Genomic DNA, 14721 nt, shown 5'->3' with positions numbered 1-14721 from the left:
CTATCCGCGCCGAGGCCGAGTCACGCCGCCCGAACCCGCGACTGCGACCTTCGCCATTTATGCGCGGATTTACTCAGCCGCTAACACTCGCCAACGTCCGGGCTTCGGTCATGGTGAAAAGCCCAGCCGCAGCGAAGAACGCGTTCGGCCAGCGGAGATGGTCGGACTGACAATGACCCGCTCCCGGGCGCTTCTGCTGCTTGCGCAACAGCGCCCGTAATCGACGTCGGACAAAACCGTCCACGCGAGGAAAGGTCCACGGGTGCGCGTGCTGGAAATACACGAACCAGCCACGCAGCATCGGGTTCAGGTCGGCCACAATCCGCGCCAGCGAATCCCCACGACTGCGCCGGGTTTTGGCCCGGACCCGGTCGTAAAGGGCCTTGCGGCTCTTCTTGCGTACCCACCGCCGTCCCGCTTCAAACCGGTACCCGAGAAACTCAAAGCCTTCCCCGGGCTGCCGGCAATCCCCCACACGGGTCTTCTCCGGGTGCAGTTGCAGACCATTGGCCTCCACCCAGTGCCGCAACTCCTGCAGCGCCTCCTGGGCTTCGTCCGGACTGGCACACAGGATCACGAGGTCGTCAGCATACCGAACCATCCGATAGCCGCGCTGGGTCATGTGTACATCCAGCCCGTGCAGGTACAGATTCGCGAGTAACGGACTGATCACCGCCCCTTGGGGCGAGCCCCGGGTCGGCGTCCAGCGCGCTATCTCCGCCACCACGTCCTGGCGCAACCAGGCGCGCAGCAGGTCGAGGATCCGACCATCGCTGATCCGGTCCTCGACCCGGGCCATCAACGCTTCGTGCGGGATGGTGTCGAAGTACTGGGCCAGGTCGGCATCCACCACATGGGTGTAGCCCTCCCGAACCAGCCCATCCACTTCCCGCAGCGCATCCTTGCACCCGCGACCCGGGCGAAACCCGTAACTCATCGGCAAAAACTGGTGCTCGAAAATCGGCTCGAGCACCCGCTTCATCGCCGCCTGCACAATCCGGTCCTTCACCGTCGGAATGCCCAGGGGACGCGTCCCTGTCCCCTTCGGAATCTCCACCCGACGCACCGCATCCGGTCGGTACCGTCCAATTCCCAGCGCCTCTCCCAACTCCGCCAGATACCGCTCGGCATGGGCCTCAAAACGCTGCACACTCTGGCCATCCACCCCCGCTGAACCCCGGTTGGCCCGCACATCCTGCCACGCCCGTTCCAGGGTCTGGGGGCGATGCACCTTGTCGATCAGACTGAACCACTTCGTCCCTTGGACGCCGTTACCCAGCGCCGCCAACATGCGCTCCGTCCAGATCGTGCGGTCCACCCACGGCCATTCCACCGGGTTGGACGAGTCTGGCTTAGCCTCTTGCGAGACACTCTCGACCCTTTGCATACGCGCTCACCTCCTCCGGACTTCACCCATCCACCTTCCTGCCTCCCTTCCCTCGGCGCGATTTCTGTTCTTCGCGCTTTCCCGGCACCACCCACGGTTTTAGGCGGAGGACGCCCTCCAGCTCTTGGGTCCGCGTTTCCGCAGCACCTCGCCATGACCGCAGCAGAACCGTTCAGTACTACGAAGGCTCTGACTCCTGCCCACCGTCACCACGGCGGTCAGGTCTCCCCGCTTCTCTCGCATTTCCTTCCCAGCGTTCCGTCTCCAACCACGGAGGGGACCCGAATGTCGCTTTCCACGCCAATCCCAGCGCATCCGATGATTTTCAGGCTTCACCTTCTCCTAGCGGGCTCGCCGTCCCGTACCGCCGAATCGAGTTCGTCATCCTACGGACCGCCAGTTCGCCTCCGGTTGCTCTCCACCCCGCCTCGCGACGACGCAGTTACCTTCGACTACGGGGCCTTGGCTTACCCCGACACGGACTCTCACCGTGCAGAAAATGCGCCTCCACGGACGCACTAGGAGCCGAGCCCCCTCGGCGATTCTTGCGAATGAGTTCATGGGCTGGGGGGCCAGCTTGGGGTAGATGCAAGTGCTGCCCAGGAACAGCAGCTTCTGCACCCCGGCCTCGTGGGCACCATGTGATGAGGTTCACCTCGATCATCAGGTTGTCGTAGAGGAACTTCACCAGGTAGGTGGCCTACGAGCTATGCAGCGATACCTTCCACAATGAGATGGCCCAAGTCGGCCCGCTTGCTCGCATGCTCCAGGGTCAACGCACAAACGTCCCCCAGAGCATTCAAATCAAGAACGGTGTTTTCGTCCAAGTCCCTAGTCTGGGTGATCTCATCGCCTCGGAACTCGACGTATAGTGTGTCCGTATCCTGGAAATACTGTACCTTCATGGCTTATACCCCCGGTCGAAGAACGCGTTGTGGACTGTTTCGCCGTCCTCCAGCAACACGACCCGCAACACCTTTCCATCCGCTTCCTCCACTCGAGCCCAACGCCGAATCCGGTCATCTGCCTGTCGCTCTTCCTCTTCCGGCATCTCCATGACTCGACGAATCCAGGCTTCCTGTATCGCTGCCCTATCACGGCGCTGACGCGTCGCCAGAAAGTACTCCGTTACCTTCATCTTAATCAAACGCCCGATACCCCCCTTCCTTAACCAGCGCATCCCGCTTGGCCAGTTGCAAGTCGTTCTCCATCATCTCTGCCGACAGTGGGCGCCACCATCTGGTCGAAGGTGATCTTTGGCGTCCAGCCCAACTTCTCTCTGGCCTTGGTGGGGTCCCCCAGCAGGGTCTGCACCTCCGTGGGATGGAAATAGCGCGGGTCCGCCACCACCATGCAGGCCCCAGTCTTGGCGTGCCGTACAGCGAATTAAGTAAACGGAGAGTAAGCCGGTTCCTTGCCGACGGTTAGGCCGAAGTTTGTGTTCTCTGTTTGCCGCCTGGTTTCCCGGCGGTGCCACAATATCTCGGCCATGCGTCGGTTCGTCCCCGGCTCCTCGCAGAACCGGACTTGGAGAGTTACACCATCCGGCTCCCAGCTTGAGTCTTCCACTTCGGCACGGGGTAGAGGATGTGGACGATGCAGGCGGTCGGCAGCCACGGACTGATGGCCTCGCCGAAGCGTTTCCAGGTCAGCGAGCGTCGCTGGCTACGGCGGTTCAGCCACTTGAACAGGTAGCCGGAGGCGAAGTAGACATAGCTCGCCACGCTCCGGCTGTTGCCGCTGACGCCGTAATACTGGATATGGCCCCGTAGGTGCCGCCGCAGGAAGGCAATCATCGCCGCCCCTCCTTTGCTGCGCATGGCCTTCAGCTTGGCATTGAGCGCCTTGAGCTTCTTGCGCTGTCGCTTGCCGTCGGTCTTGCGCCCAACGACAAACCGGCCTTTCCGGCTGCGGCCCACGTAGTGGGTGAAGCCGAGAAAGCTGAAGGTCTTCGGCTCTCCCTCCCGCGCAGGGATACGCAGGGCGGTGCTGCCGAAGCGCAGGATGGCCGTCTTGCTGGGCTCGACTTCCAGGTCGAATGCGCTCAAGCGCGCTTTCATCGCTTGATGAAAGCCCTTGGCGTCCTCTTCGTACTGGAAGCAGGCGATATAGTCGTCCGCATAGCGGATGAGGTACGCCTTGCCCTGACACTGCCGGGCATAGCGCGCCTCGAACCACAGGTCCAGTACATAGTGGAGGTAGATGTTCGCCAGCACGGGGGACACCAGCCCGCCTTGCGGGGTGCCTTCGTCGCTGGCTGTGAACACCCCATCTTCCATGATCCCTGCCTTGAGAAATCGGCGGATGATCCGCAGAAAATTCGGATCGCCTATCCGGTGGGCCAGAAACCGCATCAGGTGGTCGTGGCTGACGTGGTCAAAGAAGCCTTTGATGTCGGCCTCCACCACCCTTTGCGTCTGCTCGTTCGTGATGACTTCCGCCATCCGGCGCAGGGCGTCGTGGGCGCTTCGGCCCGGACGGAAGCCGTAAGGAGCCTGATCGAAATTAACTTGCCATCTTTCGATCTGGCGACTACTACGGATAAGCTCGATGCGGCTATCAGAGTGACAAGCTAATTCTCGTCAGTGGCCTAAGAGCAGTCGCGGAATTCCGGTTCCCAGATGGCTTGCAGGATTTGGCTCAGCCGGTCCTGCACCAACCGATCCTCGAAGCTGGGGACACCCAGCGGGCGGTAGCGACCGTCCCCTTTGGGGATGTAGGTTCGCCGGGCCGGTTTGGGCCGGTAGCCCAGCCGGCGCAGGCGGGCCGACAGGTCTGCTATCCGCTCGTCCAGTCCCTGTAGATACGTCTCCTTCCTTACCCCATCCACTCCGGGCGCCTTACTTCCGTCCTGGCGCTCGAAGCTGGCGTGCAGCCCCTCGGGATCGAACAGCATCCCCATCAGGGACGTGAACCGCAACTGCGGCTCGGCACGCGCCTTTTGTGTGAAACGTTCGAGTCGTGTGCTCACGGGCATAGTCCTCTCAGCGTAGGGCCGTGTTGCCCCTCTCCCGTTATCTCAAGCCGACACCCCTTGGCTCCTCCCGGATTACCGGGACTCCTCGCTACTATGGGTGCCTCCGACTTCCCATCAACACCGCCCGCTTCCTCGCTTGTTATCGCTTGTCCACGGGTGCGCACCTCCTGCACACCGATGATGGGATCTCCTTGGTTACCGCACATTCGCAATGTCAGGCTCGATACGGCCTCGGACTCCGGGGAGTGCCCGTCATGCTTGCCAGGGCGCATGACGGCTGTTGCCTGCTGGTGGGACAAACCCATCGGCACTCACCGACGAACTTTTCGGAGCTCCACACCTTCAAGGTCGGCTTCACCCGTTACCCTTGCACCTCGCCTGCTTTCGTACCTACGCATCAACCAGCCCGTCACCGGACTGACTGCAAGGCTCGATACCGGGCCCGTGGCTAGCGGTTACCCGGGCGGGATTCCCACCCGCTAGAATGTGCGGCATTGCCAAGCCGCTGCTGACCCCGATACCCTGTCCCCGATACCCCGCCTCCTTCACCAGCGCATCCCGTAGCCTGCATTGGGCCCGGGCCCCTCCTGTGTAGTATGCTTACATTTTTCAACACAGCTACACACCGAGACCATGGCGCTAAATATTCGAAACCCAGATGCCGAGCGCTTGGCCGACGAGCTTGCACGGCTTACCGGCCAAACGAAGACCCGGGCAGTCACTGATGCCCTGCGCGAGCAGCTCAAGCGCCTCAAGCGCCAACCCGCCGGGCCGCGGCTGGCAGATGAGCTGGACGAAATCGCCCTGCACTGTGCGAACCTGCCGGTCCTGGACGACCGTTCGCCCGAAGAGATCCTGGACTACGATTCCCGCGGCATCCCGCGATGATTGTCCTCGACAGCTCCGCACTAATCGCGATCCTCATGAACGAACCTGAGCGCCGGACGTTCGTAACGGTAATAGAGGCTGCGGCGCCGTGCGTCATGTCGGTGGCCAACTTCCTGGAGACCGCCATCGTCATAGAAGCCCGCTTTGGCATGGAGGGGGCACGGGACCTCGACCTGTTCCTGAGCAAGGCCCACATCGAACTCATTCCCGTTGACGTGGACCAGGGCAACCTGGCGCGGCGGGCCTACCGGGAGTTCGGCAAGGGCCGCCATCCGGCCGGTCTGAACTACGGTGACTGCTTTGCTTACGCCCTCGCGAAAGTAGAGGGCGCCCCGCTGCTCTATAAGGGGCAGGATTTCATCCACACCGACCTTGCCACGCCACCGTAACCCGTTTGCCGAGCGCCCTTGGGCGCGAACCGACCCGGTCATTGTGCAGCCCGGCGCGCCTCACTCGTGATAATCAAACGCCCGGTACCCCGCCTCTTTCACCAGCGCATCGCGCTTGGCCAGTTGCAGGTCGTTTTCCATCAGCTCTGCCGACAGTGGGCGCCACCATTTCGTCGAAGGTGATACGCGGCGTCCACCCCAACTTCTCCTTCGCCCTGGTCGGGTCCCCCAGCAAGGTCTCCACCGCCGTGGGGCGGAAGTAGCGCGGGTCCACCGCCACGATGCAGGCGCCGCTCTTGGCGTGCCGCACAGCGAATTAAGTAAGCTGTCCGTATGCCGTAACAGGCTGATTAACTAGCGGGTTAGAGTCCCGCCAAAGGAGTTGCTCGTACACCTTTGTAGTGTCGCGGAGCGGCGTCCGGGTAACCGGGGGTCGTAAGTTACGTAGATGCAAAACCGCAGGCCGCAGCGCAAGCGAACCGAGATGTAGCCTCGTGAACAAAGTGAAGATGCCGACCCGGTGGACAGTCGGGGAAGGCCGCTGTTGGTGGGAGGAGACGACGAGAGCGTCCCGCTGAGTCTTCCGGGGTAGTACGGGTGGCATGTGGTGGAAGTTGATTGGTCCCAGTGCGGGAGGCCCGCGGCGGTGGCAGGTGAGAACTGCCGACGGTGGCGTATAAGGCCAGTCCGAAGTCGTCATCGACCGTCGTGGGAGTCGGAGGGGTTCATAGTACCGATTGAGGGTCTGGGACAACATAACCCGACCTGAGGGAAGGGACCCTACTTTGTGCACGCAACCGAAACGCAGAGGGTCAGGAGATTGCGGCGATGTCGCTAACAACTCCGGAAAAGATCAGGACGCTGCAGAGGAAGCTCTACGTCAAGGCCAAGCAAGAGCCGGCGTTTCGCTTCTACGCCTTGTATGACGAGGTCTATCGGGCAGACACTCTCGGTCACGCCTATGATCGTGTCAGGTCCAATCGGGGCGCGCCAGGAATCGATGGTGTGACCTGTGAGGCCATCGAGGCGGGGGTCGGAAGAGACGCCTACTTGGCGGAATTGCAACGGGAACTGGAGCAGAAGACGTACGGCGCGGACGGCGTGCGTCGGGTCTGGATACCCAAGCCGGATGGCAGTGAGCGCCCATTGGGGATCCCCACAAACCGGGATCGGATCGTACAGATGGCGCTCAAGCTGGTGGTGGAGGCGATCTTCGAGGCTGATTTCTGCGAGCACTCCTATGGATTTCGCCCGCAGCGCTCGGCCCATGATGCGGTGAAGGCCGTCACCGACGGCCTGTTTCAGGGAAAGACCCAAATCATCGATGCGGATCTATCGAAGTATTTCGATACGATCCCGCACGCCTGCCGCGTATGATCACGGAAGTCAACCAAGTGCTACGCGGCTGGTCGGGCTACTTCCACTACGGTAACTGCACCAAGGCTTTCGGACGCGTCCGGTGGTTCACTGAGGAACGCGTGCGTACCCAACTGCGGCGGCGTCACAAAGTGCGCACTCGCACGCGCGGTTACGAACGCTTTCCCTACGCCCACCTCCACGACGCCCTTGGATTACTCAAGCTATCCCATAAAGCAGGCTGGCGCTCAGCGCATGCCTTGGCGTGAAGCACATCGGAAAGCCGTGTACGGGAGAACCGTATGCACGGTTTGATGAGGGAGGGCTGGCCCTGGTGGCTACGGCCCGGCTATTTAGGCACCGCCAAACGAAAGGGGCGGGAACCGCTAAGCCGGACCTACGGGCGTTAGGGCCTGCTCTCTACTCTACCTGGTTTGTGTCCCTGGTTTGCTGGTTTGCCCGTTCGTGCGTTCATAAGTCATAGTGCTTCAGCCTCCCTGAGCGGTCCAACCCGCAGACGAAAGGCGGCTGGGTGCGCTGCACGAAGCGCGCAATCTGCGCAGAATGCTCGATCAGCAAGGCCGCCATATCGTCAGCTGTCGCGTCCTTGGCGCGAATGACGATCACCATCGCGCTATGCCGCCTCACCGCATCAAGCTCTGCCGTACGGTAACGGATGTTCTTGTCCTTGGTCAGGGCGCAACCCACCCGCGGCTTCCCACCAACGCAATCCAGTCATCGTCCGGGGCGTTCTAGGGCAGGTGGTCGTCGTGGATCTCCACCACGAGCCCTGCCTCTCTCAGGGCATCCGCGATGCGATGCCTACCGAGATTCCGGTCGAGGTAATAGACAGGCGCTTCAGGCGGCCGCCTGGAGTTCGCAGCGGATCGCTTCCTCGATCTCGGCTTCGTCACGCTCGTAGTCCCTGGCCAGTTCGCTCACCGATTCACCCGCCTTGTAGCGCTCCGCAATCACGTCTGTCGCTAGTCCGGTTCCCGCGATCACCGGTCTCCCGCCGGACAAAGCGGGATCGATCACCACCATCGCGGGCGCCCCTTCGACTTGGCTACGGGTGAATGGGTAGAGCTTTACGGGAACGCCGCTGGCATCCCGCTCGATGCGTTGCAGCGCTGCACTCATGACCTCGCGCATGGCCACCTGGCCCGCCCGGCTGATGTTCACCAGTTGACCGTAGCGCTGGATGAAGAGGTCAAGCCCATCGGTCTCCAGCTGTCGGCTGATCAGGGGATGTCTGCGATCCGATTCCCCCTCGGTGTTCTCCTTGAGGTACTCGATGGCTGCCCGCACCTTCGGCAGGGTCACCGCGTGCTTGCGCCGGAGGCCGCCAGGACATGTAACTCGACCATGTTAAGAAAGGACAGCAGGACGGGCCGAAGTTTCGGCACATGGATGAGCCCCCCATACTGGTTCTGACCCGTTGCCCAATACCGGATGGTTGCCTGGGGCACTCCGAGATAATGCGCCGCTTCCGAGATAGCGTAGGCAGGCATCTCCCTCGGATCGGGCTTCCCTTTCGTTAGCGTCCTCATGGCATTCTGCTCCGGCCCTTGGCTGGCGATTTTCTTCTGACTCAGATTTTACACCAGGACCGGAAGAGAATGCCCTACCCGCGGTAATCTCCCTGGTGCTCCAGAAGCCACTGGTGGGTGGCTCGCACCCGCCCCTAGGAGCGCCCTCGGGCGCGAACCGACCCGGTCATTGTGCAGCCCGGCGCGCCTCACTCGTGATAATCAAACGCCCGGTACCCCGCCTCTTTCACCAGCGCATCGCGCTTGGCCAGTTGCAGGTCGTTTTCCATCAGCTCTGCCGACAGTGGGCGCCACCATTTCGTCGAAGGTGATACGCGGCGTCCACCCCGGCTTCTCCTTGGCCTTGGTGGAGTCCCCCAGCAGGGTCTCCACCTCCGTGGGGCGGAAGTAGCGCGGGTCCGCCATCACCATGCGGGCCCAGTCTTGGCGTGCCGTACAGCGAATTAAGTAAACGGTCCCCGGAACCCCCGACAGTGCCCGATTGACTAGAGCGGAAACAGTCCATTAATCTAGCCATCTTATCTAGCCAGGAATCTCAAATGTCTGATCCGGAATGGTCCCTACATGACGCCAAGAATCGTTTCAGTGCACTGGTTGACAGGGCGCTCAAGGGTGACCCCCAACGGGTGACCCGACGAGGCAAACCGGCTGTGGTGGTCATCGCCGCCGATGAGTACGAGCGATTGCGACGACAGGGAAAAACCGCAGCGCCCACCTTCGGCGAACTACTGCTCACCGTGCCCCAGGACGACCTCGACTTCGACCGCATCCCCTTGCGACCCCGCGCCATCGAGCTCTGATGCACCTTCTGGACACCGTGGTCCTGTCGGAACTGCGCAAGCAGCACCGGAATCCGCATCTGGTGGCGTGGATCGCGAATCAACGGACCCCGGACCTGTTCCTCAGCGTGGTCACCATCGGCGAGATAGAGCGGGGCATTGTGCAGCAACGAGGCCGCAACCCCGCCTTCGCCATCACCCTCGCCCGCTGGCTCGACACCGTGCTCGACCTATACGCCGATCGGGTACTTGCGGTGGATATCCCCGTCGCCCGCCGCTGGGGACAACTCAGCGCCGCCATCGGTAACCAAAGCGCCGACCTGTTGATCGCGGCAACGGCCCTGGAGCACGGCCTCACCGTGGTGACTCGCAACACCCGACACTTCACACCGACAGGCGTGGCTACGCTGAACCCATTCAACCCCTGAAGACGGCCTCATTCCCATCCTCCGGACTCCCGGAGACCATCGCCGTAGCGCCGCAGGGTGGGGCAGGCACAGCGGACCCACAGCCGGGAGGTCGGGATTCATCCCGACATTAAAGCCCACCGCACGCACCACGGGCCGGGTCGAAACCACCCGCGGGCTGTCGGGCTGAAGCCCGACCTACACCCCCCGCCCAGCATCCCCTCATCCTGTCCTTCTCCCCATGGGAGAAGGGACCTTCCCATGACGCCAAAGCGCGCAGCAACGTAGGGCGGGTCAAGCGCAGCGGACCCGCCGGCTGTCCCATCGACCCCGGTAATCCCCCCGTAGAGAACCCTCTGATTACTCCCCCTCTCCCTCCGGGAGAGGGCCGGGGTGACGGGGGAAAGCCCAACAAATACTCCCTCTCCCCCTCGGGGGGAGAAACCCGGGGTGAGGGGGGGGGCCACACGCTCACTCGTGATAATCAAACGCCCGATACCCTGCCTCCTTCACCAGCGCATCCCGCTTCGCCAGCTGCAGGTCGTTCTCCATCATCTCCGCTGACAGGGGGGTCACCATCTCGTCGAAGGTGATACGCGGCGTCCACCCCAACTTCTCCTTCGCCCTGGTCGGGTCCCCCAGCAAGGTCTCCACCGCCGTGGGGCGGAAGTAGCGCGGGTCCACCGCCACGATGCAGGCGCCGCTCTTGGCGTGCCGCACAGCGAATTAAGTAAGCTGTCCGTATGCCGTAACAGGCTGATTAACTAGCGGGTTAGAGTCCCGCCAAAGGAGTTGCTCGTACACCTTTGTAGTGTCGCGGAGCGGCGTCCGGGTAACCGGGGGTCGTAAGTTACGTAGATGCAAAACCGCAGGCCGCAGCGCAAGCGAACCGAGATGTAGCCTCGTGAACAAAGTGAAGATGCCGACCCGGTGGACAGTCGGGGAAGGCCGCTGTTGGTGGGAGGAGACGACGAGAGCGTCCCGCTGAGTCTTCCGGGGTAGTACGGGTGGCATGTGGTGGAAGTTGATTGGTCCCAGTGCGGGAGGCCCGCGGCGGTGGCAGGTGAGAACTGCCGACGGTGGCGTATAAGGCCAGTCCGAAGTCGTCATCGACCGTCGTGGGAGTCGGAGGGGTTCATAGTACCGATTGAGGGTCTGGGACAACATAACCCGACCTGAGGGAAGGGACCCTACTTTGTGCACGCAACCGAAACGCAGAGGGTCAGGAGATTGCGGCGATGTCGCTAACAACTCCGGAAAAGATCAGGACGCTGCAGAGGAAGCTCTACGTCAAGGCCAAGCAAGAGCCGGCGTTTCGCTTCTACGCCTTGTATGACAAGGTCTATCGGGCAGACACTCTCGGTCACGCCTATGATCGTGTCAGGTCCAATCGGGGCGCGCCAGGAATCGATGGTGTGACCTGTGAGGCCATCGAGGCGGGGGTCGGAAGAGACGCCTACTTGGCGGAATTGCAACGGGAACTGGAGCAGAAGACGTACGGCGCGGACGGCGTGCGTCGGGTCTGGATACCCAAGCCGGATGGCAGTGAGCGCCCATTGGGGATCCCCACAATCCGGGATCGGATCGTACAGATGGCGCTCAAGCTGGTGGTGGAGCCGATCTTCGAGGCTGATTTCTGCGAGCACTCCTATGGATTTCGCCCGCAGCGTTCGGCCCATGATGCGGTGAAGGCCGTCACCGACGGTCTGTTTCAGGGAAAGACCCAAATCATCGATGCGGATCTATCGAAGTATTTCGATACGATCCCGCACGCCAAGCTCATGGCCGTGGTTGCCGAGCGCCTTGCCGATGGGGGCGTCCTCGCCCTCATTCAGCAATGGCTCAAGGCCCCGGTCATCGAAGAGGATGGGCGAGGCAAGCAACGCCCGAGTGGCGGTAAAGGGAATCGGAAAGGGACGCCGCAAGGCGGGGTTGTTTCCCCGCTGCTGGCCAATCTTTATCTACATCTGCTGGACCGGATTTGGGAACGGCACGACTTGGAACGACGGTTAGGGGCGCGCCTCGTGCGTTACGCTGACGATGCCGTGATTCTGTGTCGTGGGGACACCGCGCCGGCCATGGCGGTGCTTGAGACGGTGCTGACACGCCTGGAGTTGACGCTCAACCGGGAGAAAACCCACGTGGTGGATGCCCGCCGACAGGCGTTCGACTTTCTTGGCTTCAGCATCAAATGGGCACGCAGCCGACGAACCGGCAACGGCTACCCTCACGTTGAGCCGAGCCGCCGCGCCGAACGAAGGATCAAGGCGCGCATCAAGGAACTCACCGCGCGGCGCCGCACCCCGGTGCCGATGCCGCGTATGATCACGGAAGTGAACCAAGTGCTACGCGGCTGGCCGGGCTACTTCCACTACGGCAACTGCACCAAGGCTTTCGGACGCGTCCGGTGGTTCACTGAGGAACGCGTGCGTACCCAACTGCGGCGGCGTCACAAAGTGCGCACTCGCACGCGCGGTTACGAACGCTTTCCCTACGCCCACCTCCACGACGCCCTAGGATTACTCAAGCTATCCCACAAAGCAGGCTGGCGCTCAGCGCATGCCTTGGCGTGAAGCACATCGGAAAGCCGTGTACGGGAGAACCGTATGCACGGTTTGATGAGGGAGGGCTGGCCCTGGTGGCTAGGGCCCGGCTATTTAGGCACCGCCAAACGAAAGGGGCGGGAACCGCTAAGCCGGACCTACGGGCGTTAGGGCCTGCTCTCTACTCTACCCGCAACCCGTTGCAGCACCGGACAGATTAGCCTAAGTTTACTAAACTTAGTCCATCAGCAGAGGAACGAAGCGATGCGCATCGTCAACGTCCACGAGGCCAAGACCCATCTATCACGGCTGTTGGATCAAGCCGCCAAGGGCGAGCCCTTCATCATCGCCAAAGCGGGCAAACCCCTGGTCAAGGTAATGGCCGTCGATGCCCCCGAGCCACGAAACGTTCGGCGCCTGGGTTTCCTGGCCGGCCAAATCGCCGTTCCGGATGACTTCGATACCATGGGTGATGAAGCCATCGAGCGCCTGTTCACCGGCGAATCGTGAATCTGCTGCTGGACACCCACCTGTTATTGTGGGCCGCAGGAGACCCCGAGCGGCTCTCCGCTGAGGCCCGCAGATTGATCGAGGAGCCCCTGAATACCCTGCATTTCAGCGCCGCAAGCATCTGGGAAATCGCCATCAAGAGCGGGCTAGGAAGGGAGGACTTCCGGGTGCAACCCAGGGTCCTGCGCCGCGGGCTACTCGAGAACGGCTACGTCGAACTGGCCGTCAACAGCGCCCATGCCGTCGCCATCGACCACCTGCCCCCCATCCATCGCGACCCGTTCGACCGTCTGCTCCTGGCCCAGGCCGAGGCGGAGGGCTTCACGCTCCTGACCGCGGACGACCGCCTGGCCCACTATCCCGGGCCGGTGCTTCGGGTGTGACAAAAGTATCCTTTGCGACCCCGCGCCATCGAACTCTGATGTTGCCGAGGTAGAGGGTGTCCTGAAGCCCCAGGTGGATACGGGCCAGGGCGCGGGTTATCTTGCGGGTGACGAAGGTCTCGCCGCGCACGGGTGATTCGTGATTGACGCGTCAGACGCGCCGCAAGCCGCGATTAACCGTGGTCTGTCCGTATGCCGTAACAGGCTGATTAACTAGCGGGTTAGAGTCCCGCCAAAGGAGTTGCTCGTACACCTTTGTAGTGTCGCGTGTTAGCGGTGTAGCTGGCTGTAAAAACCCGCGCATTATGTATTGCGTGACATAATGCGCGGGTTTTTACAGCCATCTACATCCCTACGCCCACCTCCACGACGCCCTTGGATTACTCAAGCTATCCCATAAAGCAGGCTGGCGCTCAGCGCATGCCTTGGCGTGAAGCACATCGGAAAGCCGTGTACGGGAGAACCGTATGCACGGTTTGATGAGGGAGGGCTGGCCCTGGTGGCTAGGGCCCGGCTATTTAGGCACCGCCAAACGAAAGGGGCGGGAACCGCTAAGCCGGACCTACGGGCGTTAGGGCCTGCTCTCTACTCTACCCGGTTGCGGGCGCTCCAGGCGCGCGGCTGTGCGGGTTCGGGCGTAGGCCATCGCGAATCCCCAACGGTGCCCTTTGGTGTCACGAAAGGCCTCCTCGATCTGCATGCGCGTCGATCCTCTATCCACTTGTCCCCGCGACCTTTTCACCACCGAATTGTGGGGATACCTCAACCTACTCCGTTAGCCGTTGCGGGTCTTATCGACCAGGTCTCCCGAGACATATTTGTGCAGGACACTCGCCATCAGGGTCTGGTAAGGAATGCCCTCCCGCAAGGCCCGCGCCTGGAGCAATTCCAGATCCTTGCCTGACATCCGAATGTTGACGCGCTTGTCCTTCCTGAACGTATTCCGCGCGGCCTCCTGGTACTTCCGCAACTCCTCAACGGACATCACAGACTCCCACTCCTCGTTGTCGTAGGAGTCCAACAGTTCCTTTTCCTCAGGGCTAAGCTGGATGGCCATCACCGTCCTCCCAGGTATCGTCTCGTCGCCTTGCGGCTTGGGATGATCGTCTTGAGAAAAACCTCGTCACCGGATTCAACGAACGGAACCAGGCAGGCGTAACCATCGATATCCACGATAAACATCCTCTGGTACGGATACCTTTCCGGATTCGGGTGCCGAACCACATCGAGCACCTGGCCCATCTCAATACGCTGCATCACCCGCTCGAAGGACACGCCCCGTTCGGCCATGAGCCAATCGTTTTTGGCTGAATCCCATGAGAAGGTCTTCACGCACTTAAAGTAGCACCTTGTGTGCCGTACGTGAACAACTCGTAGGTTGGGGTGAGGAACGAACCCCAACATGACCAGGGCACGGATGTAGGTCGGGATTTATCCCGACATCCAACCCGGCCGCACACACCATGAGCCGGGCCGGAAATCCCACCGGCGGGATGTCGGGCTGAAGCCCGACCTACACCCCCCTCACGGCGCGTTCCTACGGCACGAATGT

The 14721-nt window shown here is 61.8% G+C and carries 18 protein-coding genes and 6 pseudogenes; 9 read left to right on the top strand and 15 right to left on the bottom strand.

Translation table 11 applies throughout. The features are described from left to right. Positions 1-73: 73 nt before the first annotated feature. The 7 genes and pseudogenes from ltrA (U5S82_20965) to U5S82_20935 form a co-directional block, all read right to left on the bottom strand. Complete coding sequence (ltrA, locus tag U5S82_20965; GenBank protein MDZ7754039.1) at positions 74-1387, bottom strand: group II intron reverse transcriptase/maturase; 1314 nt, start codon at positions 1385-1387, stop codon at positions 74-76. Between the two features lie 558 nt (positions 1388-1945). Beyond that, positions 1946-2072 (bottom strand): annotated as a pseudogene (locus U5S82_20960) (NAD-dependent epimerase/dehydratase family protein). A gap of 22 nt (positions 2073-2094) precedes the next feature. After that, a complete protein-coding gene (locus U5S82_20955; protein MDZ7754038.1) occupies positions 2095-2292 on the bottom strand; it encodes a DUF2283 domain-containing protein in 198 nt (65 codons plus the stop codon). After that, positions 2289-2525, bottom strand: a complete 237-nt coding sequence (locus U5S82_20950; GenBank protein MDZ7754037.1) for a hypothetical protein — start codon at positions 2523-2525, stop codon at positions 2289-2291. Before U5S82_20950 ends, U5S82_20955 begins: the two co-directional genes overlap by 4 nt. 1 nt (position 2526) lies before the next feature. Then, a pseudogene (locus U5S82_20945) lies at positions 2527-2755 on the bottom strand (GDP-mannose 4,6-dehydratase). Between the two features lie 167 nt (positions 2756-2922). After that, complete coding sequence (locus U5S82_20940) at positions 2923-3912, bottom strand: reverse transcriptase domain-containing protein (GenBank protein ID MDZ7754036.1); 990 nt, start codon at positions 3910-3912, stop codon at positions 2923-2925. Positions 3913-3977: 65 nt separating this feature from the next. Next, positions 3978-4358 carry an RNA-directed DNA polymerase gene (locus U5S82_20935; GenBank protein ID MDZ7754035.1) on the bottom strand — a complete coding sequence of 127 codons (381 nt, stop codon included), beginning with the start codon at positions 4356-4358 and terminating at the stop codon, positions 3978-3980. Positions 4359-4997: 639 nt separating this feature from the next. Between U5S82_20935 and U5S82_20930 the strand changes: the two genes are divergently transcribed. After that, positions 4998-5252 carry a type II toxin-antitoxin system VapB family antitoxin gene (locus tag U5S82_20930; GenBank protein MDZ7754034.1) on the top strand — a complete coding sequence of 85 codons (255 nt, stop codon included), beginning with the start codon at positions 4998-5000 and terminating at the stop codon, positions 5250-5252. Next, a complete protein-coding gene (locus U5S82_20925; GenBank protein ID MDZ7754033.1) occupies positions 5252-5641 on the top strand; it encodes a type II toxin-antitoxin system VapC family toxin in 390 nt (129 codons plus the stop codon). Before U5S82_20930 ends, U5S82_20925 begins: the two co-directional genes overlap by 1 nt. Before the next feature lie 60 nt (positions 5642-5701). Here U5S82_20925 and U5S82_20920 read toward each other — a convergent pair. Continuing rightward, positions 5702-5936 (bottom strand): annotated as a pseudogene (locus U5S82_20920) (GDP-mannose 4,6-dehydratase). A 533-nt stretch (positions 5937-6469) separates the two neighbouring features. Between U5S82_20920 and U5S82_20915 the strand changes: the two are divergent. Together U5S82_20915 and U5S82_20910 are read left to right on the top strand one after the other, a co-directional pair. Beyond that, positions 6470-7018: a reverse transcriptase domain-containing protein gene (locus U5S82_20915; GenBank protein ID MDZ7754032.1), complete on the top strand. Its 549-nt coding sequence runs from the start codon at positions 6470-6472 to the stop codon at positions 7016-7018. Continuing rightward, positions 7015-7266, top strand: a complete 252-nt coding sequence (locus U5S82_20910; protein MDZ7754031.1) for a group II intron maturase-specific domain-containing protein — start codon at positions 7015-7017, stop codon at positions 7264-7266. The genes U5S82_20915 and U5S82_20910 overlap by 4 nt, the downstream gene beginning before the upstream one ends. Before the next feature lie 202 nt (positions 7267-7468). Here the strand turns inward: U5S82_20910 and U5S82_20905 are convergent, their stop codons facing one another. From U5S82_20905 to U5S82_20895, 3 genes and pseudogenes are all read right to left on the bottom strand, one after another. Further along, complete coding sequence (locus tag U5S82_20905; GenBank protein ID MDZ7754030.1) at positions 7469-7705, bottom strand: hypothetical protein; 237 nt, start codon at positions 7703-7705, stop codon at positions 7469-7471. Between the two features lie 150 nt (positions 7706-7855). Beyond that, complete coding sequence (locus U5S82_20900) at positions 7856-8320, bottom strand: DUF433 domain-containing protein (protein MDZ7754029.1); 465 nt, start codon at positions 8318-8320, stop codon at positions 7856-7858. A gap of 415 nt (positions 8321-8735) precedes the next feature. Continuing rightward, positions 8736-8958: pseudogene (locus U5S82_20895) on the bottom strand (GDP-mannose 4,6-dehydratase). Positions 8959-9086: 128 nt separating this feature from the next. Here U5S82_20895 and U5S82_20890 point away from each other — a divergent pair. Next, positions 9087-9347, top strand: a complete 261-nt coding sequence (locus tag U5S82_20890; protein MDZ7754028.1) for a type II toxin-antitoxin system Phd/YefM family antitoxin — start codon at positions 9087-9089, stop codon at positions 9345-9347. Next, a complete protein-coding gene (locus tag U5S82_20885) occupies positions 9347-9754 on the top strand; it encodes a type II toxin-antitoxin system VapC family toxin (GenBank protein ID MDZ7754027.1) in 408 nt (135 codons plus the stop codon). Before U5S82_20890 ends, U5S82_20885 begins: the two co-directional genes overlap by 1 nt. Positions 9755-10204: 450 nt before the next feature. On the opposite strand, the pseudogene U5S82_20880 reads toward U5S82_20885, so the two are convergent. Further along, positions 10205-10438 (bottom strand): annotated as a pseudogene (locus tag U5S82_20880) (GDP-mannose 4,6-dehydratase). Positions 10439-10971: 533 nt separating this feature from the next. Between U5S82_20880 and ltrA (U5S82_20875) the strand changes: the two are divergent. From ltrA (U5S82_20875) to U5S82_20865, 3 genes are all read left to right on the top strand, one after another. Further along, positions 10972-12306 (top strand): group II intron reverse transcriptase/maturase, encoded by a 1335-nt coding sequence (ltrA, locus tag U5S82_20875; protein ID MDZ7754026.1) that lies wholly within the window; start codon positions 10972-10974, stop codon positions 12304-12306. Positions 12307-12540: 234 nt separating this feature from the next. Further along, a complete protein-coding gene (locus U5S82_20870) occupies positions 12541-12786 on the top strand; it encodes a type II toxin-antitoxin system prevent-host-death family antitoxin (protein MDZ7754025.1) in 246 nt (81 codons plus the stop codon). Then, entirely contained in the window at positions 12783-13169 is a 387-nt protein-coding gene (locus tag U5S82_20865; GenBank protein ID MDZ7754024.1) for a type II toxin-antitoxin system VapC family toxin, read from the top strand. The genes U5S82_20870 and U5S82_20865 overlap by 4 nt, the downstream gene beginning before the upstream one ends. A gap of 7 nt (positions 13170-13176) precedes the next feature. On the opposite strand, the pseudogene U5S82_20860 reads toward U5S82_20865, so the two are convergent. From U5S82_20860 to U5S82_20850, 3 genes and pseudogenes are all read right to left on the bottom strand, one after another. After that, positions 13177-13314 (bottom strand): annotated as a pseudogene (locus U5S82_20860) (GDP-mannose 4,6-dehydratase). A gap of 630 nt (positions 13315-13944) precedes the next feature. Continuing rightward, on the bottom strand, positions 13945-14229 hold the full coding sequence (locus U5S82_20855) for an antitoxin (GenBank protein ID MDZ7754023.1): 285 nt from the start codon (positions 14227-14229) through the stop codon (positions 13945-13947). Continuing rightward, positions 14226-14501, bottom strand: a complete 276-nt coding sequence (locus U5S82_20850; GenBank protein MDZ7754022.1) for a BrnT family toxin — start codon at positions 14499-14501, stop codon at positions 14226-14228. Before U5S82_20850 ends, U5S82_20855 begins: the two co-directional genes overlap by 4 nt. Positions 14502-14721: the final 220 nt, after the last annotated feature.

Source organism: Gammaproteobacteria bacterium (assembly GCA_034522055.1).
Lineage (GTDB): Bacteria > Pseudomonadota > Gammaproteobacteria > JAABTG01 > JAABTG01 > JAABTG01.
The sequence above is the reverse complement of the archived record's forward strand: the minus strand, read 5'-3'. Positions and strand labels throughout refer to the sequence as shown.

Coding starts and splice junctions, on each gene's coding strand:
- U5S82_20955 (MDZ7754038.1), bottom strand. CDS start 2,292: ATGAAGGTACAGTATTTCCAGGATACGGACACACTATACGTCGAGTTC.
- U5S82_20870 (MDZ7754025.1), top strand. CDS start 12,541: ATGCGCATCGTCAACGTCCACGAGGCCAAGACCCATCTATCACGGCTG.
- ltrA (MDZ7754039.1), bottom strand. CDS start 1,387: ATGCAAAGGGTCGAGAGTGTCTCGCAAGAGGCTAAGCCAGACTCGTCC.
- U5S82_20930 (MDZ7754034.1), top strand. CDS start 4,998: ATGGCGCTAAATATTCGAAACCCAGATGCCGAGCGCTTGGCCGACGAG.
- U5S82_20890 (MDZ7754028.1), top strand. CDS start 9,087: ATGTCTGATCCGGAATGGTCCCTACATGACGCCAAGAATCGTTTCAGT.
- U5S82_20885 (MDZ7754027.1), top strand. CDS start 9,347: ATGCACCTTCTGGACACCGTGGTCCTGTCGGAACTGCGCAAGCAGCAC.
- U5S82_20950 (MDZ7754037.1), bottom strand. CDS start 2,525: ATGAAGGTAACGGAGTACTTTCTGGCGACGCGTCAGCGCCGTGATAGG.
- U5S82_20915 (MDZ7754032.1), top strand. CDS start 6,470: ATGTCGCTAACAACTCCGGAAAAGATCAGGACGCTGCAGAGGAAGCTC.
- U5S82_20910 (MDZ7754031.1), top strand. CDS start 7,015: ATGATCACGGAAGTCAACCAAGTGCTACGCGGCTGGTCGGGCTACTTC.
- ltrA (MDZ7754026.1), top strand. CDS start 10,972: ATGTCGCTAACAACTCCGGAAAAGATCAGGACGCTGCAGAGGAAGCTC.